This window comes from Vibrio sp. M260121 (assembly GCF_036533715.1).
In the GTDB taxonomy this organism is placed as follows: Bacteria; Pseudomonadota; Gammaproteobacteria; order Enterobacterales; family Vibrionaceae; genus Vibrio.
In genome coordinates this window covers 34,249-54,625 of sequence record NZ_JATABF010000020.1, presented here as the reverse complement: position 1 = coordinate 54,625, position 20,377 = coordinate 34,249, and the positions used below count along the sequence as shown (strand labels likewise).

The following is a 20,377-nucleotide window of genomic DNA, read 5'->3' as shown; positions in this document are numbered from 1 at the left end:
TGACTCTTTATTTTTGTTTTGAGTAGAACGTGAGTTGTTTATCGAGATAGTCGTTGATGATGACTCGTGCTTTCTCGGCATTGATGCCTTGCGGGTTGAGCGTTCCGCGCAGCCAAATGCCATCAATCAGTGACGCAATACCATGCGCTACGAGCTCTGCTTGGTCTTGATCCAGCAAAGCTTTTAATTCTTTTTTTAGGTGAGAAAGTAGACGTCGTTCATTCACTCGTTGCAGACGTTTGAGCTGTGCGTCATGCATGGAGTACGACCAGAATGCCAACCAAGTTTTTGCCACTTGGTTCTCGGCTTGGAAACCCACAAAGTTGCCGTCGATGATGGCATTAATACGTTGATGATGCGCATCAGCCGGTAGTTGGCTTAGGTTCTCTTTGATGGTGGCAGAAAGCTGGCGCAGGATCTCACGCATGGTCTCTTCTAACAGACCGTGCTTACCACCAAAATAGTGATTAATGATCCCCGTTGACACTCCTGCTTCTTTGCTGATCAACGAGATACTCGCGGCATGTAAACCAACTCTGTCGATAACCGACATCGTTGCTTTGACCAGCTGCGGTTTTCTGATTTCAGGCATCCCAACCTTGGGCATTTTGCATCCTTGTTATTTTTAATTGAACGGTTAGTTAAATATAAAATGCCTTAAATTTAGTTCGAACTCAAACTAATTATCTAGAAAAAACAACAGAAACAGCCGAATCATTTCGACTGCAATCATTACTAAAACTTGAGAAAAGATAGAGTTTACGAAGATTTAACACGTAAAAACAGAAAAACAAAAACCATAAAAATCATGAATTAACCTACTTTTAATGCAAGTTATAGAGATACCAACTCATGAACAATTCGTGCGCATCAAAAGTACAAATAAAGACAAATACAATGAACTCAAATAATTTTAGTACGTTTTATTTTTAGAGTTGTCAATTGAGTAATGAATGTGGCTCTAACACCAAGTTGGTTGTTCGTTTAAGGCTCGCAACTCTCAAATCGACTCAATAAAATGGAAGCGTTGTTATTCACAATGACAAGTCATCACCTTTTGCTCCTCAAGATCTTCTAAGCAGCAAACGCAGTTTCGTCCCTGATCTTTAGCTCGATATAGAGCTCTATCTGCAAATCTGTAGCTTTGCTCCACTGAACGACTGATCGTAGCAAGCCCGGTACTGACCGTAATGCTATGAGCACTTCGCTCTTGAATGATTTCTCTCAGTCGATGGATTGCTTCAAACGCATTTTGAATATTGGTTTCGGGCATGATGATGGCAAACTCTTCCCCACCAACTCGGGCGACTATATCGGTTTCACGGCTTTCTGATTTCATTAACTCACCGAGGTCTTTAAGCACTTCATCACCAACATCGTGACCATGTCTATCATTGATTTGTTTGAAATGATCGATATCGATAATCGCGAGTGTTGCATTGGATACACCGTAACGATCCGCGATATTTGCAAACCGTTTAAGTTCCGTATCAAAACGACGACGGTTCCAACAACTAGTGAGTGGGTCTTTTTCTGCAAGTTGTTTTAACTCACGCTCCAAGCGCACGCGATGGCTTATGTCACGGAAACTGATGACATAGCGGTCCGCAAGGGCAAGCCCTAACTGATAGTGCGTAATTTGAGTATCCAGAGTGAGGTGATCACCAAAGCGGTTTGTCACTTTAATCTCACCCTTCCAGTATTCCTGTGTTTCCAAAGCCAAAAGTGCTTCTTTAAAACCATTCAGGTCATAACGCTCTATGGACTGAGATTTTAACTGCTCACTCGTATATCCGATTAACTTAGAAAAGTTTCTATTCGAAAAGTCGATGCATAAGTTCTTGTTAAGAATAACGATTCCGGTGACGGAGTGTGCGGCAATCCCTGCAATTTTTGAATCTAGGTGCTTGTTTTCTAAATGGTAATTTCGCATTACCAATAACAGTCCCATTAAGAACAATAACAACGCTTGCCAATTGTAATCGTGAGTTAAGGTATAGATACCCCATGCAACCATGATCGCCAAATAGATAAGGGAAATTAGCTTTCGCTTGGTGTCATTACTAAATTTTTTGGCGTTCATTCAAGCACTCCAGATCATCGAATCACGCTAAGGTTAATAAATTCAAACAGTTGAGATTTACCAATTCGCGCCATGGGCTCAAGACTGACACCGCTCTGACAAAACTAGGATTGTAATTTGTCTGAGCCAATGTCGTTTAATGGCAATTTTTGAAAGTCATTCCCCTTTATCTTACTTATCAACTTGTTTGAATTAGGAAAGAGAAATGAAAGCACGCAATGCCCTTTTAATTTTATTGACGAGCACGATTGGCTTTAACGCATACGCGATTACAGACGCTAGCAAGATTGGTGCGAACGCAGGTGCAATGAGTTACTGTTACGATCACATTGCATCTAGCAAAGACAAATCAAAATATCGCTTGCTCAAGCTGAAAACCTTGGAAGAGTATCAAGATCTGGATAGTGGTGACCGCGCAAGAGCGCTGGTAATGAAGAAAGCTGCAGAAGACGGAGATTACCTAGGTGACCCGTTGGATAAATCTCGTTGCAACAGCCTAAGAAAAATGTTGTTTGTGAAATACTAGTAACACCAAAATACTACAAAGCCATCACTGTTTAGTGGTGGTTTTTTTGTATCTATAACCCACTCATCACAGATTCAATCTAGCTATCAGTGACCAACCCAATCAATATCATTTCGCTATCTTTACACTAAAGATGGCGCTAAATGGTAAGTCCTTATCCCCTCTTATTCCTACTATATCGCTACAGGGTATGCATTAAGCGACAGGAGTCCCCCCCACTTAAACATGAGAGACCAAATGACTTACACAGAGTTCAAACAAACTGATTTACACACCTGCCTTACCGTTGCTGGCGAATTGATGATAACGGTTGGTAAAGCTGCTTTTAAAACCGTAAAGGCGCTAATCAAGGCCTTTAGCTGGTTGGTAATCAAAACCTATCGCTATGTGATGAAGTAAACCTGTAAGCCCTTTCACCAAAATCTTTTTAGTCCGAACCGCGCCTTATTTAAGGCGCGTTTTTTTGTTTGCCGTGTATTGCATTCAATCAACACTTCTATTCTTTACCCAAGTAACCTTAAGATACTGGGTATCTCCTTCTCGTTCCCCTATCTTTTTGTTTACGCCTGCCATCTAATAACCAGCCCGTAACGACTTCGCTCTAAAAAGATGAAATCTGTGCCTCTTTATTCTCCTATACCGTTTAATTTAAGGTGTTCTACCTTCTACACTACCGTGGTAGAACACAACTAAACTCAATGCTAGAAGACCATTAAGGCGCTCTCGATAGCCAATACGAATGAGTCTAAAAGAGCAACGATGGTTTAACGCGAGTAGATTTTGGCAGTAAGATCCAAATGGACGGAGCCAACAATAGATTAGCCGATAAGGTTTTTAAAAAGTGATATCCACTCTAATCCCTAGACGCAAAAAAGGCGCTCAGTGAGCGCCTTTAGTAATGAGGTATTTAGCCTATAGTGTGTTCTTATACACTACACCGTCTTTCATGATGACTTTCTTGGTTTCATCCTGCATCACGCAATCGACACCCTCAAGTGGATTACCATCGACGATAAGTAAATCTGCATACGCACCTTCCACAATTTGACCTAATTTGCCCTCTTGATATGGGTGTTTGTAAGTCGACAATTCAAATAGACGACCACAGTTTGAAGTTGCCATGCGCAGCGCTGTAATTGTGTCGAATGTTTTTTCAATCGCACCAAGCTCTTGCATCTGACTTTCATGCACGTTTGCTTTACCAACACAGTCGGTACCAAACGCTAGGTTTTGAATATCGTATTTCTTGATAAGCTCAGCAGACTTAAACATTGCCTTACCAACGCGTTCTGTCTTACGGTAAGTCTCTTCGTTTGGCAACGGGATCTTACGTTCTGCAATCAATGATGACGTGAAGTATGAAGGAACCAGCCAGATGCCTTTCTCTTTTACAATTTGGGCGATTTCATCGTCCATAATAGTAGCGTGCTCAAAGGACATGACGCCCGCTTCTGCTGCTCGTTTCATGGCTGGAGCTGTGTGAATATGAGCCGCCACATAGGTACCATAGTCGCTTGCCGCTTCTACCGCCGCTTTCATCTCATCTAACGTGTATTGCAGCGTGTCCAAAGGGTCAAATGTCGAAGATGCACCGCCCCCCGCCATCACTTTGATCTGAGATGCGCCCATAAACAACTGCTCTCTAACCGCTTTCAACACTTCTGCACGGCCATCCGCGACTTTAAATGCGCCCGTCTTCATTAATGGGGAGTCTTCATGACCGTTCGTTAGACGTTCTTGCGCTTGGTTTTGACGGTAGTCTGAGTGACCACAAGTTTGCGAGATCGCCGCCATACATGGCAAAATTCTTGGACCTTTGGCATAACCTTTATCGATGCTGTTCTTCAAACCTAATGTATTGCCAGCAACATCACGGATGGTAGTAAAACCACGCATCAACATTTCTTCTGAAATTCTCGCGGAACGAATCGCAATCTCTTCGCGAGTCATGCCATCCAGTTCATTAAAGCCAGCTGAAAGCGTGATGTGTACGTGCGCATCAATCAGACCTGGCATCACCGTCTTGCCCTCAGCATCGATGATTTGCTCAGCCTTCGAGTCATCCACTTTCCCGATTTGTGTGATTAAGTTGTTTTCAATCAGAAGGTCCACGTTCTTCAGAAGTTGCTCATCCACACCGTTAAACACGTTTGCATTTTTAATTACGATACTCATGGTTTCTATCTCCGAGTCAGTTGTCTCAATACAGGTGCATCATATCGAGTGACCCGGAATTAGAATTGCCATTTCACGACAGTCAAATCATTCAAGACTTAAGTAAGTTTTCGTGATAGATTCCGTCGCCATTTAAATATGCATGACCACTCTTATTAACCTATTGTGCGGATAATCCCCGTTATGTTTTCTCAATCTGTCATTGAACAACTGAAATATTATGTCTACTTCTTACGAGACCCGCGTGACGGCAAGGTGTTCTACGTTGGTAAAGGCAAAGGTAATCGAATTTTTAACCATGCAGAATGTGCATTAGAAAGTGAAAGCTCAAGCGACAAGCTTGACACTATACGAAGCATTTTAAGTGCAGGTTATAAAGTAGAGCATTATGTGTTGAGGCATGGATTAGAAGAAGTTGCCGCATTTGAAGTCGAAGCAGCATTAATCGATTTTATAGGCTTAACCAACCTGTCTAACTCACAGGGAGGTCATTACTCTAGCGATTTTGGCATCAAAACGACTGATGAGATTATCGCTATGTATAGTGCTGAACCACTAGACACTTCGTTACCGATCGTACTGATAAACATCAATAGAAAGTACTATCGCGAAATTACGCAAGAAGAACTTTATGACGCAACCCGAGAAGCTTGGGTCATTGGCAGCAAGCGTGATAGAGCAACTTACGCAGTCGCTACCTATCGTGGTTTAACTCGCGAAGTTTACAAAATTCAGTCTTGGTATCCTGTCGATATCGAAGGAAAAGAACGTTGGGGTTTTATTGGTGAGTTAGCGAGTGACGCCGTTCGAGAACAGCTTCGCTACAAAGCCATTTCTTCATACTTCCCTCAAGGCGCAGCAAATCCTATTAAATACCTAAACTGTGATGCACCTTTATCTGTTGTTAGAACTATGCCATCACAAAAAGTCGTACAAGCTGCCATTGATTCAGCGGACAGAAACTTGAACCTCATTGTTCATATTCAGAAAGGCAAAGAAAAACATGGTTATGAATGGGGAACACGCCAAGCATGGAAGTGCGGGGAAAAAGCGCATCGGGTAAAACGTGTAATCGGTGTCGTAAAAGGTAAAGTCGCGTGTATCGTAGACGGTGTCAGCGCCGAGGTATCAACGCCGATATCCAATCCGAACCATGACGCAGGTTGCGAAGGCCGTTATGTGTTCGTCGGTGGGACATGCGTTAGTGAAAAAGATCTTTCCGTTGGAGTGCACGGAGTGCTGATGTTTAAAAAGATATCAGGGCTTGGCCAAGGTCATCGTTATCTCACCGATGAAGAGTTACTTTCCCGCATTGATTAATAAATTAAGAGCCGCTGTTGTCGGCTCTTAATTCGATGTCATCTAAACATGACTTCTTGTTTCAACCATATCTACGATAGGTATTCTAGTTAAATCGAGAGAGTTAACCTTCTTAAAATCCCGTAGATTACACAAGTTACATTCAGGATCACAATTCGCTAGACACTCTAGTTTTTCTTTCACTTTTTTCAATAGAACAGGGTTAGAAATTGACTTTATTATGTTATGTCTGAGTAGGTAAACGCCCATGCTCCCCTTCTCTTTTGGTGGGTAGTATTTTACCTCTTCGGCATTGAAGACCAGCTTACTGAAAGCGACCAACGGTTGGAAATCAACAATAAAAAAGTAAGCATAATCTTTCTTACTTGAATAACGAATTAAGTAATAGCAGAGAGCCTGGACAATCAACTCAAAATAGTGAGCCGAACTTGTAAAGTACCCCACACCAATCAGACAGCTTTTTTCCGCCTCTTCCTGAGACATACTAATAAAGGAAGGGAGGCCATTAATGCCTTCTATATTCATCATACCGTACCAATGACCCACCGTTGCATCTTGGTCATTTTTAATCAAAACACATTGATACTTGACATCACTCGCTTTCTCTTGGAGGTCTTGATAGAACCTTTTTAGCGGTGAAATGTTATGGTTAAACTCTTTGAACATATCGGAATATTCATTTATCGTCAGACTTTTGATTTCGCTTTTAGGGAGTCCCGAAACCTTACGATAAGAGAGGTTAGAGATAGAGAAATCCAGTGATCGAACTAAAGTGCTGATGACAAGATCGTGTTTGTTAGAGTAGCGAACTTTTGATAGATCCATTCGTAGCACGACGTCTATCAAATCAATATCCAAACACTTAGCAATATAGAACTGTTTATATATTGGCGGGATACTTTTACCTGTGAACCACCGGCTCAAGGTAATAGAATCAAGGCCTTTAAACTCCTCATAGTAGTTATTTTGTAACAGCGCAATAAGGTCCTTCCGAGAAATATCTCGAGCATCGACCCACCGACTCAACTCATCTTTAAAACAATAAGTCATATGGCTTCCCCTCCTTATCAAACTCACAATGTCCATAAGCAAAGCCGAACATTCTAGTTGTGTATGCATTACAAATCTTTGGATGCTTCTATCGGCATTCTCTATTAAACAATGCAGCTAACTATAAGATGAGGTTATTTAATTTTATCTAATTTAGAAATATAACTTTATTACTATCAGAATTTTCTTACACAACGTAGAGAACACCTGACATATAGCTCCGACTAACTTGTTAACCCATTAGTACATTAGAAACGAGTGACCTTTAACCTTTCTGCAAATAATGGAGTCTACTCAAACCTCGTAAGGCAGCTCTTGTTTCATCCCACTAATAAGGAGTTTCTGAAACGAAGAGCACTCCATGCTCTCTGCCTCGACATCGACAAAAATCAGAACGCAATAATGCCCAGTATTTATCTGTACTATTCTCTGGAGCTTTTGAAGCAGCTTGTAACCATAATTCGCAAGCCATACCCCATTCGTACTCTCGTTCATTTTCACCCGCTAGCTGTGCTAAATTCAAATACGCTCGATTGGCCATATGTGTCCTTAATTCTCAGTAAATTAGAAAGCTATATTAAGAGACAGAAATAACGTTGAGATAGCATCACGAGAGGATTTAAGTAAAAAGACGCAACTGTTAGCCAACCAACTTCATAAATTGGGTTCCAGCAAAAAAAGAGCCGCTAAATAGCGGCTCTTAATCTATCTATTTCTATTCGAGCAAAAGCTTACTCTTTACCGAATACGTTGTTTTCTTGCTCTTGTACGCGGATGAACGTAGTACGCTTAGTTAGCTCTTTAAGCTTTGCTGCACCGACGTAGGTACATGTTGAGCGAACACCGCCAAGGATGTCTTGGATAGTACCGTGAACGCTGCCACGGAATGGTAGAAGTACGGTTTTACCTTCTGCTGCACGGTAGCCAGCAACACCACCAGAGTGCTTGTCCATCGCGCTCTTAGAAGACATGCCATAGAATTTCATGAACTTCTTGCCGTCTTTTTCGATCACTTCACCGCCTGACTCTTCGTGACCTGCTAGCATACCGCCTAGCATTACGAAGTCAGCGCCGCCGCCGAATGCTTTTGCAACGTCACCCGCACATGAACAGCCACCGTCACCGATGATCATGCCGCCAAGGCCGTGTGCAGCGTCACCACACTCGATGATTGCAGAAAGTTGTGGGTAACCTACACCTGTTTTAACACGTGTAGTACATACAGAACCTGGGCCGATACCCACTTTCACGATGTCTGCGCCCGCTAGGATTAGCTCTTCACACATGTCGCCAGTTACTACGTTACCTGCAGAGATAACTTTGTCTGGGAATGCAGCACGTACGCGTTGTACGTACTCGACTAGGTGCTCTGAGTAACCGTTCGCGATATCGATACAGATGAAGATAAACTCATCAGAGATCGCCATGATATCTTTGGTTTTTTGGAAGTCTGCATCAGACGTACCAGTAGACACCATTACGTTGTTTAGCGTTGTTTTGTCAGCTGTTTTCGCAAACTCTGCCCAGTCTTCTACTGTGTAGTGTTTGTGAACAGCGGTCATTACACCATGCTCTGCTAGTGCCTTCGCCATTGCGAAGCTACCAACCGAATCCATGTTCGCCGCAATTACAGGTACACCAGACCATTGACGGCCACTGTGCTTGAATGTAAAATCACGGGTTAAATTTACTTGAGAACGGCTCTTAAGGGTTGAACGTTTCGGGCGAAACAGTACATCTTTGAAACCTAACTTAAGTTCTTGTTCGATACGCATTGTGTAATTCCTTGATTCATAAGTATATGTGTCATCTCAGAGTGCGTAGTGAAGTCGTTGGCAGACGAGTTCACTGTTCTTCGGACACAAAAAAACCGGAGCGTTGGCAGACGCTCCGGTTTTCAGCATTATAGGTCGTGATTTATTTCCTACAAGTCTGATATTTGATTTTTTTTTGTGATACCATCTTGGAAATCGCATATCAAAAACACCTCACCGCTCTCCAAAACCATAACTTTATTAACAATATCAAACAGTTAAAACCATCCTTTATTTAATCCTTTGCGCAAACCTTTGCGTTAAACAATGGCAATTTTACTGTTCAACCTCTCATAAACGCTCAAAATTACACCAAACGATACTTATTAGTCGGTTTATACAAGAATAATTTTCTAATTTTTTTCACGCTCCACATCACTTTTCTGCCACTTTTTTGAGTGTATCAAGCGCGAACTAGCTCTCTGTGACGTTTATAGCGCATCGAAGTGATTCAATAACATCACTTGCTAGTAACCCAATTTCGCCTTTTTGTTGAACATTAATGTCCGCAGCGTGACTATGGAGCATGACTCCCAAACGTGCAGCAACAGCAATAGGTAACCCTTTGGCAAGCAGTGCGGCAATGACACCGGATAACACATCCCCCATACCGCCACTGGCCATTCCCGGATTTCCGGCGAGACAAACGTACATTCTCACACCATCATAGATAAGCGTACCTGCCCCTTTAAGCACAACAACACCACCATAACGTTCATGAAGTTGTCTTGCTGCGGCAAAGCGATCTTGCTCTATGTCCTTTATAGAGACATTAAGTAAACGTGCGGCCTCTCCTGGATGTGGCGTCATAACGCGTTGCTCATCTCGTAAAACCACGACGTCATTACGCTGATTCAGCATCGCAAGAATATTGAGTCCATCAGCATCAACGACTTTCAATTTGTGCTGCTGAGATAAGTATTGATAGGCTTGGTGTGCCCATTCATCCTCACCGAAACCAGGACCGAAAGCCAAAACATCCGCCCAACGTGTCCGTTTAATCAGTTCGTTATCCTGCTCTTTTAGCTCATCAAGCGTGATACCCTGACTCATGACCTCTGGAGAGCCGACTTGCAAAGGCAATAAAGAGCTCGGGTGTGTCAGAGCTGCCGTAAGCCCTGCTCCTGTTCTTACTGCGGCTGAGGCGCACAAACGAATGGCGCCAGACATGCCTTGATTACCGCCTATACATAAGAGCTTACCATTATTCCCTTTGTGGGCTGTGGCTTTTCTTTTTGGTAGTAGCCTTTTGATGATTTGATGGTCGATACCCAACGCACTTTCTTCTTCAATCGACTCAAACTCAACGTTTACACCCAAACCAGAAAAATGCAGCTCACCAACGTAGTCTCTCGCCTGCCCTGTGCATAAGCCTTGCTTCACACCAATAAAGGTCACCGTATGATCCGCTTGTATGGCATCTCCGAGCACGGAACCTGTGTCTGCACTTAACCCCGAAGGAATATCTATTGAGATGACTGGGCAATGGATTTGATTAACTTGATCAATGTAGCGGCGATACTCATGCCTTACTTCACCAGAAAGCCCTGTACCAAGCATGGCATCAATGATCACATCCGCCTCTAAAAGTGCAGTATGCCAATCATCCCAAGAGCTATCCTCGCCATCCACAGATTGCCAATCTTCAAACGCTCGCAACGCATCCCCTTTCAGTGATGTGGTGTCACCTAGCTGGAAGACACGAACATTCAACTGTGCCTGTTTAGCAAGCGTGGCAAACACGTATCCGTCGCCACCATTATTGCCCTTGCCGCAGACCACTAGCACGGTTCGTGCCCTTGGGTAAAGATGAAGAAATCGTTCGTATACCGCCATTCCTGCGCGCTGCATTAGGCTGTACATTGAGACGCCTGCCATTTGAGCGGCGAGTATTTCTCCGTTTCTGACTTGCTCTGCGGTGTATAGCTTGAGGGCGAGATTAAAGTCCATATTGATATTCTGCGTTTTAGAAGACACGATTTAAGTATACGAAAAAGCCGAGGCGAACCTCGGCTTTTACTGTGTTTATTTTCTCAAGCTTTATTTTTGCTGCTGCGACATCAAGGCTTCGGCAGTTGCATCTTGAATCGACAAGAACAGCGAGTTGATTTTCCCTGTTGGGGTTCGCATTGGGTTTAGCGTCACGTTTTGGTACATGAACTCTGCTTGTTGCGTCACTGGTCGAACGTTGCGGCAACGGAACAGATATGGACGCTGACGCCACGTGATGAAGCTTCGACACCCCAAATCGTAAACAGGTTTAGTTTTCAGTTTGAACCACTCTTGCGGGATCTCAGGGAAGATATCAAAGATCGAACGACCAATTGCCTCGTGAGATTGCAAACCGCTGTGGTGAGTCATAAAACCATTCCACACTTGAACGTTGTAATCTTTATCGATAACAACTAAGCCCATGTCGACATTTTGAACCATGTCGACCATCCAATGGAATTGTTCAAATTCTGCAGGTAAGTTCAGCATTAGAAATCCTCCATTAGGTACGAGAGTTTGTTATCCAGCAACGGCAGTGACTCATCAACAAACATAAACAGTAGATCACAACGGATGGAGGTGCCTTCAATGTTGTAGCTAACCTCGAATGTCATGGTTCGACTAAATGCACCTGTTGTCGACTCGATAATAGAATCGATGGAAATATGCTGACCAAGCAGCACTGGTGAACTCTGGAAAAAGCGGACTTCAGACTGTTCGCCCAAACCATTCAAGAATGATCCAACCAAGATATTGGAGATGTCCATCAACAGCTCTAGTTCTTCCAACTCTTCGCTGTCTGCTGGCACCTTCATCAGTTTCTTAAGATCAGAAACACTGGAGTCGCTCAAGATCACTAACGCTTCGCCGGCGATGCCCTCACCACAAAAGCCTTGGCAAACACCAGAGACATTGTCGTGAGATGCGAGATCACGCAAAGCCATGTGCAGTTCACTGACTTCAAAGATATTCACGTTTGGCAATGGAAGCTGAACAAATACATCAAAGTGTCGAGCGAGCGCATCCGCTGCACGACCAATAGAAACGTTCGCCACTTCCATATAGATGTCGCGACGGCGGAGAATCGGCAACTCTATGGTTGTCGGAGTGATGACTTGTGGTCGATCATTCGGCTCGATCAGCTCTTTTAACGTCGCTTTAAGCTCATCTTTACCAATCGGCTTTTGAATAAACGCTTTCGCACCGAGAGCAAACACGCGCTCTTTTGCTTTTGGTTGAATATCACCAGACACAACCACGACAGGCGTTTGAATGCCCAGGCGTTTCATGTTTTCTAATGTTTCAAAACCGTCCATCTCTGGCATGGTGAGGTCAAGAAACATCAGTTTAAATTCTTTTTGCGCTAACTCTTCAAGCGCATTTTTACCATGGATGGCAAATGTCACGTCTGCATTCAATGTTGCTGGCAGTGATCTTGCCATCTGTTTGCGTGCTAACGCAGAATCATCACAGATGAGTACAGGAAAAGACATGCTACCACCTTAAAATATTCAACAATCTGCGTGGGATTCTACCAGATTGTTACTGCTACACAGACTAAGAGTCTTCGTTTTTTGTTTACTGGGTAAGCATACGCAATATGAATAGTTGAGTGAACCAATGAACTAAGAAAAAGTTCGATTCCCTATACATTTAGTGACATCAGTCAGGAATGATTAAAAGTTCTACAAGGCTTGATACGCAAGGGGTTGCGTTTATAAAGTTGCTATCATTTCAGATAAGCAAAAATAAAAAAGGCACCCTCTTTGGAGTGCCTAAGTCATTTGCTCACTGGCCACTTTCTATGGCACACCGTGACCTTTTGATGCAACCCAAACTCGATACCATTGCTCACGAGTTAGCTCAATGCTTAGCGAGTTAACTGCACTATGAACACGCTCGATTTTACCAGAACCAATAATTGGCATCGGCTTAGAAGGCAAGCGACGTACCCAAGCGTAAATCACTTCGTCAATGCTGTTTGCACCTACTTCTTCTCGGATAGCTTCCAGCTCGTTACGAACGCGAACCGCTTGCTCTGTATCGCCAGTGAAAATTGAACCACCACCTAAACATGACCATGCCATTGGACGAACACGATGCGTTTGAAGTAGGTCTAGCGTACCATCGTGTGCCACTTCAAAGTTCAGTGGGTTTATTTCCACTTGGTTAGTCACAAGAGGTTTGCTTAAACGAGATTGAAGAAGCTCGAATTGACGAGGCGTGAAGTTAGAAACACCAAAGTGCTTAACCTTACCCACTTTATGTAGCTCAGAGAACGCTTCTGCTACCTCGTCAGCATCCATCAACACGTCTGGACGATGGATAAGAAGAACATCAATCTCATCGACCTTTAGTCGCTCAAGCGAGTTGTTAACAGATTGATAGATGTGCGCAGCGCTGGTGTCGTAGTGGTTGATCTTACGCTCTGGCGTTTTGTTACCACACAAGTTGATGTCGCACTTTGTCACGATCTGAATTTGCTCACGAACGCTTTTGTCCAGTGCTAATGCTTCACCAAATAGCGCTTCACACTCGTAATTACCGTAAATGTCAGCGTGATCAACGGTGGTAATGCCTAACTCAATATGTTGCTTTAGGAACGACAAACGCTCTTGCGCTGTCATGCCCCAATCTACTGCACGCCAATATCCTTGAACTAGCTCAGAAAACTCTGGACCGTTTGGTGCAGTCACTACTTTTGCAACCATGGGTTTCTCTCCTTTTCTTAATCTGCATTCATCCTAGTCTTGTTTTACCGCTTGCTCAACGGGTAAACTTTCGCAATTCGAACTGGAGTACGAAATATGTCTTTTGCCCAACGACTCGCCACGTTAATTGGCGAAGAAAGCATCAGCGGTTTTGCCCGACGCGTCGACGTCTCCGAGGCTTTAATTCGCAAATACCTCAAAGGAAGCGAACCCAGCTTAACCAAAGCCAACCAAATCGCAATGCGGGCCAACTGCTCATTGGAGTGGCTAGCCACCGGCTGTGGCTATTTATACCGTCAGGCAGAGGTTGTGGATATGGAAGCCTACAAACTTGCCTTCCAGCACGTGATGAATGGAACGATATCAGAAGAGGAAGAAGCCAAGCACCGCAAGCTGGTCGCGGGTTATCAGTATCTGCGCGCACACAAGAAGTCAGATGGTTTTTTGGATGAATCCGCGATGGCGACCTTCCTTTCGTTGCATGATGAAAACAAGACCTCGCAAAACTGAACCTTTAAACGATGTTTGTATCGCGAAGCGTTAACTTCCGCGTTAAAAGCGCTCAACCTTAAGCTCAATCATTTCGCCATCACTGTTTAACGTGACACGCACTCTCGGTGTTGGCGATTCAAACTCTTCAGCTAACACCCAATCAATACTTCGTGGCGCTTGCTGAGGGTAGCGGTTGATAAACAGAATTAGAGCTTTGTCGACAGCTTCTGGTGAGTTTTGTTTTAAAGCTGCAGCTATATCGTACTGTTCGCCCTGAATGTCAATTCGCTTCATCACCAACCCATCTTTTCTCAGATTCAGTATCACATCACTCAATTTTTGTGGTTGATAGTCCGTGAGAAAGTTTAGACGAATCGCTTTTTCTTCTATCGTTGCTTCCCCGTAAAGGTGCTGGTGGTAATAATGAAAATCATCCAAGCAGAATGCACCTTCGCTTTCCTGCGTCTCACACCCGTACCAGTCACCACCGTCTTGCAAGGTTTGTTGAACCTCAACGAAAGGCGCTTCAGATAACATGATTTGCCACCATACATCTCGTGCATTTGCGGTTTGAGAAAACAAACTTAAAGAAAGAAACAGGAAGAATGAGAAACGCAACATATTGGTACTATCGATTTGACTGGAGAAGATGAATGAAAGAGCTTTATCTTTGCTGCAAGTCGGACGAGAAGCAAGCTGCGATGTCGAATTTCAGGTACAAAAAAGCGGACCTTCTAGTCCGCATCAATCTTTGTACAAAGCCAAAACTGCGTAATCCATCACGAAAAACAGAATATTATACCATTTAAATTTATCAACATTGCATTCTGTTTTTATTTGTAGGGAATGGAACGTTCAGGATCAAGCTGGCATTAAAAAGGCGCACAGTGCGTGCGCCTCTGCCTCGTGACTCAATCGTGAGTATGCGAATCGGGAAGACTATTGATGCGTCCCGAACAAATGACGAGGAATTTCTGTAGGGTTTGAAACCATCCAAATTGTGTGTAAAACCTCACATCCCTCCTTCTGAAGCAGTCATGTTGCTTTACACTTAAAGCATGGTTCATTTCGCTCAGAAAACAAGTTTTACCAATAAAAAAATAGCGTCAAATATGGAACCAATAGCACAATATTAATCAATATTTAGACAATTGATACTTGAACTGCTCAATAGTGGAAAGCTAAATTGCATCTTTATTGATTAGGTCTAGACTCTCCGAGGCGTATAATTTCTTTCGTCCCTTCCAATTAGTAGTCTAGGAGAATCTGTTAATGACCAAACGCGAGAGAATTGTGAAATCTGTGTTAGCGCACGTACCAAAAGATGCGATTAACCAGTTTGTCTCTCGAGGGTCAACACCGACATCATTTTCCGTCCTCTTTATGGCCGCAATCGTTGGTACGTTAGCAGGTCTTGTCGGTACCTACTTCGAAATTGCCGTTCACTTTGTTTCAGAAACTCGTACCGAGTGGTTAAAGAGCGAAATCGGTAGTGTACTGCCTTTATGGCTTGCAGCCATTCTAATCAGTGCAACCTTAGCATTTATCGGTTACTACCTTGTTCACCGTTTTGCGCCTGAAGCATCTGGATCAGGTATCCCTGAGATCGAAGGCGCAATGGATAACATCCGCCCTGTACGTTGGTGGCGAGTCATCCCTGTGAAATTCTTCGGCGGTATGGGCGCGCTTGGTTCGGGTATGGTTTTAGGCCGTGAAGGTCCTACTGTACAAATGGGTGGTGCCGTTGGTCGTATGGTCACTGACATCTTCCGTATTAAAGACGATGATACACGCCACTCATTATTAGCCTCTGGTGCTGCCGGTGGTTTGGCCGCAGCCTTTAACGCGCCATTGGCAGGCATTATGTTTGTGGTTGAGGAAATGCGCCCTCAATTTCGCTACTCGTTGATTTCTATCCGAGCGGTGATCATTTCAGCGATCATGGCAAACATTGTATTTCGTGCCATCAATGGACAAGCCGCCGTTATCACCATGCCGCAGTATCAATCGCCAGAGTTACAATCACTATGGCTATTCCTACTGCTTGGTTCTCTATTCGGTGTATTTGGCGTCATCTTCAACAAACTGGTGACTATCGCACAAGACAGCTTTGTTGCTCTGCATAAGAACGACCGTAAACGCTACCTAATCACAGGCACCGTCTTGGGTGGTGTGTTTGGCTTGCTGCTGCTTTATGTTCCTCAACTTACTGGCGGTGGTATTGGTTTGATTCCGGACATCACCAACGGTAACTACTCAATCTCGATCTTGGTGATGCTGTTTGTTGGTCGTGTTATCACAACCTTACTCTGTTTTGGTTCAGGTGCTCCGGGCGGTATCTTCGCACCAATGTTGGCGCTGGGTACGCTATTTGGCTACGCGTTTGGCGCAAGCGCAGACATGTTATTACCTTCTCTGACGATTGAACCTGGCGTGTTTGCCATTGCCGGTATGGGAGCGTTATTCGCAGCGACAGTGCGTGCTCCAATCACTGGCATCTTGTTGGTTATCGAGATGACAAATAACTACTACTTAATTCTGCCTCTCATCATTACTAGCTTAGGTGCGGTAATCGTAGCGCAGTTACTTGGCGGGCAACCGATTTACAGCCAGTTGCTACATCGTACGCTTAAAAATGACAAGCTACGTCAGCAAGACCTACCGGAAAACCAAGGCTAACTTAATATCGGCTCCAAATTATCTTCCACATAAGATGTTAGTTTGGAGCCAGTAATTCTGCGTTTTTACATCTCTCTACAAAATTTCCCTACCAAACTCACAAAATTCCCATTCTCTGATCTTTACTTATAATATTTAAGGGTAACGACTGATGAATATTGTTAGTATTCTCGCCTCAAATTAGAGTGATTCATCCAATCTCGGAGTAGTTTTGAACTGGAGAAGACTTGTACAGTTTTACAGTGTCCCGCCTTCACAAGCGGCTTTGGCACTGGGTATGATAGGGCTTGGACAAGCTTGGGCTTTATACATTCCTGAAATTGGCGAACCGATAAGACCATTTCTTGCGGCACTTGGTGCATTGCTCCTCACTCCAGTTCTTCTAAAATACGCCACCAGCCCTCGCCTGTTTATGGCGGATATCAAACACCCGCTGAGTGGTAGCTTAATGGCTCCAATGAGCATGGCGTTACTCGTACTGTGTGACTACCTTGCGGCAGTAGCACCACTTATTGCGTATCCATTGTGGTTTGTGGCGGTCTTACTTCACTTTACGATGATGGTGTTGTTCTTTGGCTTCCAGATCATGAACTTCAAGATGTCGAACATCGTGCCAAGTTGGTTCTTATATCCTGTTGGTTTGATCAGTTCTTCCCTTGCAGGTTCTCAATTCGGCCATAATGTGTTTTCTGAAACCTTGGCGATGATGTGTATTGGTATCTACTTCTTCATGTTGCCATTAGTGTTATATCGATTGGTGTTCTTTGGTTCCCTGCCACGCCGAGCACGCCCGACCTTGGCGATCATGGCAGCTCCGGTGAACTTGTCTTTAGCGGCGTATCTGGTCAACTTTGGCGAGCCAGACCCGATTCTGACAGGCGCATTGGCAGGCATCGCAATCACCATGACGTTGCTGATTTACCTGTGTTACTTCCGCTTAATGCGTTTGAAGTTCCAGCCATCTATTGCGGCCGTGACCTTCCCTTCCGTTATTAGTGCTATTGCGATGCATCGCCTCACCACCTTTTTTGCTGAGTCTCATCCCCACTGGCATTGGTTGCACGATTTTGGATTCCTAGAGTTAAGCATTGCCACGGTACTTGTCGTTTGGGTTTCTGCTGGTTATGTAAAAATGTACTGGCCAGAACTGGTAAGAACGCCTTCAAAACAGACATAAAAAAACGACCTCATTACGAGGTCGTTTTCTTTTGCTCTTAGCAAGCTCATGCCCGATAAACATTACTCAATTCACATTGGCCGATGCATTGAGTTAGCCGATAAACTTGGCCATAAAGTTGCTGATATTGGTCAGGCTTGATGCCGCCATTACTACGACAATTGCAACGCCCGTCAGCGTTAAGTAGGCTGGGTGTTTGTAGTCACCTACGATGTCTTTTCTGCGTGTTGCCACTAGCACCATACCCAATACAATTGGCAGAATAATACTGTTAACAAGGCCAGCCAGCATTAGCAGCAGAATCGGCATGTTCATCGTCACAGTGCCAAGCGATGTGATAATAATAAAACCGACACACCATGCTTTCTCGTTGTGAGCCACAACTGGGAAAAGTGTTTTGATAAGGGAAATCGCCATGTACGAGTTACCCACAACCGAGGTAATCGAAGCAACAAACAACACCAAACCAAAGATAAAGTAACCTACCTCACCCGCACCTTGACGGAACGCGTCTGCGGCTGGGTTTGCAGAATCCAAAGTCGCGCCTGTTGCAATCACACCGAACACAGCCATAAACAATAGAATACGAATCACCACGGCAATTGAAATACCGGCCCATGCTGCGGTTTTGATAGCGGGTACGTTCTCTTTACCTTGTAAGCCGATATCAACCAATCGCTGTGCGCCTGTGTAATAGCCACCGACTGCGCCACCAACGATCGTTAGCGTCGGTAATAGCAGGCTGCCAATATCAGTAGGCATTACTGCTGCGCTCAAGGTCTCCCCCATTGGCGGTAAACTGGTCATCGCGACATACGCAATTAAGATGATCATAAACAAGCCGAGGTAGCGTGCCATTTGGTCCATGCGTTTAGAAGCGTTGTGCACCACAAACAGCAAACAACCTACTACGCCTGTAAAAAGAGCACCCCAAGTCGTATCCACACCCGTCAGTACGTTAATACCGAGTGCAGAGCCACTTACGTTACCGAAGTTAAATACAACCGCGCCAAGTGCCAGCAGAATGCCCACCACGTAGCCCATCCCCGGTGCTACTTTATTGGCAATGTCTTGAATGCGCATACCAGACACACCTACGATGCGCCATAAGTTCATCACAATACCAAAGGTGATAAACATGGATGCAAACACCGGGAATGCCATGTCGATTTTGTAGATATTGGTGAAGACCGCTGTTTGGGTTAAAAAGCCAGGTCCAACAGACGTGGTCGCCATTAAGAACGCGACACTAAGAATTGCTTTCTTTTGCCAACTGTTTTCCGATGCTTGAATAGAAGCTGGAGCAGTCGAGTTGATGGTGGTTTGTGTGGTCATGCCAAATCTCAATTTTGTTGCCTTTCTACTATTAGGAAACAGAAAGACAACTGACCGAGATCAGCTGAGCTTGAAGAATCAAATTGGGCAGAACGAATAGAGAAATGAAGCCTTCGCAACCGTTTGCTGGGCGCGGATATTAAGTCTATCGCCTGTGACTGTCAACACAGAAATCGATAAATGATTTTTGTCGTTTTCATTCTCAAATCATTATTCATTTCAGACAGATACAAAAAAGGATGGCGTTTGCCATCCTCTCAGAATAGTGCTTGATACTTAGCGTAAACCGTGCAGAAACTCGGCACGCGTTGCTGGGTTGCTTTTGAAGATACCACCCAACGCTGTCGTCGTCGTTTCGCTGGTTGCATCCATCACACCGCGAGATTTCACACAGTAGTGTGTTGCATCAATCGTCACTGCTACATCATCAGACTCAAGCAACGTTTGAAGTGCAACAAGAATCTGCTGTGTCATACGCTCTTGTACTTGTGGACGCTGGGCAAAGAAACGAACGATACGGTTGATCTTTGATAAGCCAATGATCTTGCCACGTGGGATGTAAGCCACAGCAGCCTTGCCATCAATGGTCACAAGGTGGTGTTCACAAGTACTGGTCACTGTGATGTCCTTCACGCGAACCATCTCGCTCACGTTCATCTTGTTCTCAATCACCGTGATTTTAGGAAAGTTGGAGTAATCCAGACCAGAGAAGATTTCGTCAACGTACATCTTAGCAATGCGGTGAGGGGTTTCTTCTAGGCTATCGTCGGTAAGGTCAAGTTGAAGCAGACCTAAGATCTCACGCATGTGGTGTTCGATCTTCTCTTTCTTCTCTTCACGACTTACGTTGTTTGGACGCATTGGCGTTTCCAAACCGCGTTGCTCTAGCGCTTCTTTTACTAACTTCGCTGACTCGCTAAGACCTGACATTCCACTTCCTCTTTTGTTGCTTCCGCTTTAATACAAACCCAACCAAAATTGCATTCATATTTTTCGCTTCGAGTTGCTCAGTTTCGTGTCTTT

Annotated in this window: 19 protein-coding genes; 6 read left to right on the top strand and 13 right to left on the bottom strand. The window is 44.2% G+C overall.

The features are described 5' to 3' along the window. Positions 1–7: 7 nt before the first annotated feature. Together betI and QTO06_RS12790 are read right to left on the bottom strand one after the other, a co-directional pair. Positions 8–607 (bottom strand): transcriptional regulator BetI, encoded by a 600-nt coding sequence (betI, locus tag QTO06_RS12795; protein ID WP_010451347.1) that lies wholly within the window; start codon positions 605–607, stop codon positions 8–10. Between the two features lie 423 nt (positions 608–1,030). Beyond that, positions 1,031–2,083 (bottom strand): sensor domain-containing diguanylate cyclase, encoded by a 1,053-nt coding sequence (locus QTO06_RS12790; RefSeq protein WP_080637455.1) that lies wholly within the window; start codon positions 2,081–2,083, stop codon positions 1,031–1,033. Positions 2,084–2,288: 205 nt separating this feature from the next. Here QTO06_RS12790 and QTO06_RS12785 point away from each other — a divergent pair, with 205 nt between their 5' ends. Then, the gene (locus tag QTO06_RS12785; protein ID WP_010451345.1) at positions 2,289–2,609 is read left to right on the top strand and encodes a hypothetical protein; all 321 of its coding nucleotides are present in this window, start codon (positions 2,289–2,291) and stop codon (positions 2,607–2,609) included. Between the two features lie 237 nt (positions 2,610–2,846). After that, on the top strand, positions 2,847–3,008 hold the full coding sequence (locus QTO06_RS12780) for a hypothetical protein (protein WP_162835428.1): 162 nt from the start codon (positions 2,847–2,849) through the stop codon (positions 3,006–3,008). Between the two features lie 513 nt (positions 3,009–3,521). Here the strand turns inward: QTO06_RS12780 and QTO06_RS12775 are convergent. Continuing rightward, positions 3,522–4,784, bottom strand: coding sequence for a metal-dependent hydrolase family protein (locus QTO06_RS12775; RefSeq protein ID WP_005425852.1), 1,263 nt, complete (start codon positions 4,782–4,784; stop codon positions 3,522–3,524). 183 nt (positions 4,785–4,967) lie between these two features. Between QTO06_RS12775 and QTO06_RS12770 the strand changes: the two genes are divergently transcribed. Then, positions 4,968–6,104, top strand: coding sequence for an LEM-3-like GIY-YIG domain-containing protein (locus QTO06_RS12770; RefSeq protein WP_331408351.1), 1,137 nt, complete (start codon positions 4,968–4,970; stop codon positions 6,102–6,104). Positions 6,105–6,146: 42 nt separating this feature from the next. Here QTO06_RS12770 and QTO06_RS12765 read toward each other — a convergent pair whose 3' ends face one another. The 7 genes from QTO06_RS12765 to QTO06_RS12740 form a co-directional block, all read right to left on the bottom strand. Beyond that, on the bottom strand, positions 6,147–7,223 hold the full coding sequence (locus tag QTO06_RS12765) for an XRE family transcriptional regulator (protein ID WP_331408349.1): 1,077 nt from the start codon (positions 7,221–7,223) through the stop codon (positions 6,147–6,149). 259 nt (positions 7,224–7,482) lie between these two features. Then, positions 7,483–7,695 (bottom strand): ANR family transcriptional regulator, encoded by a 213-nt coding sequence (locus QTO06_RS25550; protein ID WP_443088834.1) that lies wholly within the window; start codon positions 7,693–7,695, stop codon positions 7,483–7,485. 190 nt (positions 7,696–7,885) lie between these two features. Continuing rightward, positions 7,886–8,929 carry a GMP reductase gene (locus QTO06_RS12760; protein WP_199436031.1) on the bottom strand — a complete coding sequence of 348 codons (1,044 nt, stop codon included), beginning with the start codon at positions 8,927–8,929 and terminating at the stop codon, positions 7,886–7,888. A 453-nt stretch (positions 8,930–9,382) separates the two neighbouring features. Continuing rightward, complete coding sequence (locus QTO06_RS12755) at positions 9,383–10,918, bottom strand: NAD(P)H-hydrate dehydratase (protein WP_331408346.1); 1,536 nt, start codon at positions 10,916–10,918, stop codon at positions 9,383–9,385. Between the two features lie 90 nt (positions 10,919–11,008). Next, the gene (locus tag QTO06_RS12750) at positions 11,009–11,449 is read right to left on the bottom strand and encodes a PAS domain-containing protein (RefSeq protein WP_005435629.1); all 441 of its coding nucleotides are present in this window, start codon (positions 11,447–11,449) and stop codon (positions 11,009–11,011) included. Continuing rightward, the gene (locus QTO06_RS12745; protein ID WP_005425987.1) at positions 11,449–12,453 is read right to left on the bottom strand and encodes a response regulator; all 1,005 of its coding nucleotides are present in this window, start codon (positions 12,451–12,453) and stop codon (positions 11,449–11,451) included. Before QTO06_RS12745 ends, QTO06_RS12750 begins: the two co-directional genes overlap by 1 nt. Positions 12,454–12,762: 309 nt before the next feature. Continuing rightward, positions 12,763–13,671: an aldo/keto reductase gene (locus QTO06_RS12740; RefSeq protein ID WP_331408344.1), complete on the bottom strand. Its 909-nt coding sequence runs from the start codon at positions 13,669–13,671 to the stop codon at positions 12,763–12,765. Between the two features lie 96 nt (positions 13,672–13,767). Between QTO06_RS12740 and QTO06_RS12735 the strand changes: the two genes are divergently transcribed. Further along, a complete protein-coding gene (locus QTO06_RS12735; RefSeq protein WP_331408343.1) occupies positions 13,768–14,181 on the top strand; it encodes a helix-turn-helix domain-containing protein in 414 nt (137 codons plus the stop codon). 42 nt (positions 14,182–14,223) lie between these two features. Here the strand turns inward: QTO06_RS12735 and QTO06_RS12730 are convergent, their stop codons facing one another. Further along, positions 14,224–14,784 (bottom strand): hypothetical protein, encoded by a 561-nt coding sequence (locus tag QTO06_RS12730; protein WP_331408342.1) that lies wholly within the window; start codon positions 14,782–14,784, stop codon positions 14,224–14,226. Positions 14,785–15,435: 651 nt separating this feature from the next. Between QTO06_RS12730 and clcA the strand changes: the two genes are divergently transcribed. Both clcA and QTO06_RS12720 read left to right on the top strand, forming a co-directional pair. After that, a complete protein-coding gene (gene clcA, locus QTO06_RS12725) occupies positions 15,436–16,842 on the top strand; it encodes a H(+)/Cl(-) exchange transporter ClcA (RefSeq protein WP_331408341.1) in 1,407 nt (468 codons plus the stop codon). Positions 16,843–17,053: 211 nt separating this feature from the next. Beyond that, on the top strand, positions 17,054–18,019 hold the full coding sequence (locus QTO06_RS12720; RefSeq protein ID WP_038895744.1) for a TDT family transporter: 966 nt from the start codon (positions 17,054–17,056) through the stop codon (positions 18,017–18,019). A gap of 93 nt (positions 18,020–18,112) precedes the next feature. On the opposite strand, the gene QTO06_RS12715 is transcribed toward QTO06_RS12720, so the two are convergent. Beyond that, complete coding sequence (locus tag QTO06_RS12715) at positions 18,113–19,354, bottom strand: NRAMP family divalent metal transporter (RefSeq protein ID WP_331408340.1); 1,242 nt, start codon at positions 19,352–19,354, stop codon at positions 18,113–18,115. A 276-nt stretch (positions 19,355–19,630) separates the two neighbouring features. Next, positions 19,631–20,284 (bottom strand): GTP cyclohydrolase I FolE, encoded by a 654-nt coding sequence (gene folE, locus QTO06_RS12710; protein WP_005373478.1) that lies wholly within the window; start codon positions 20,282–20,284, stop codon positions 19,631–19,633. Positions 20,285–20,377: the final 93 nt, after the last annotated feature.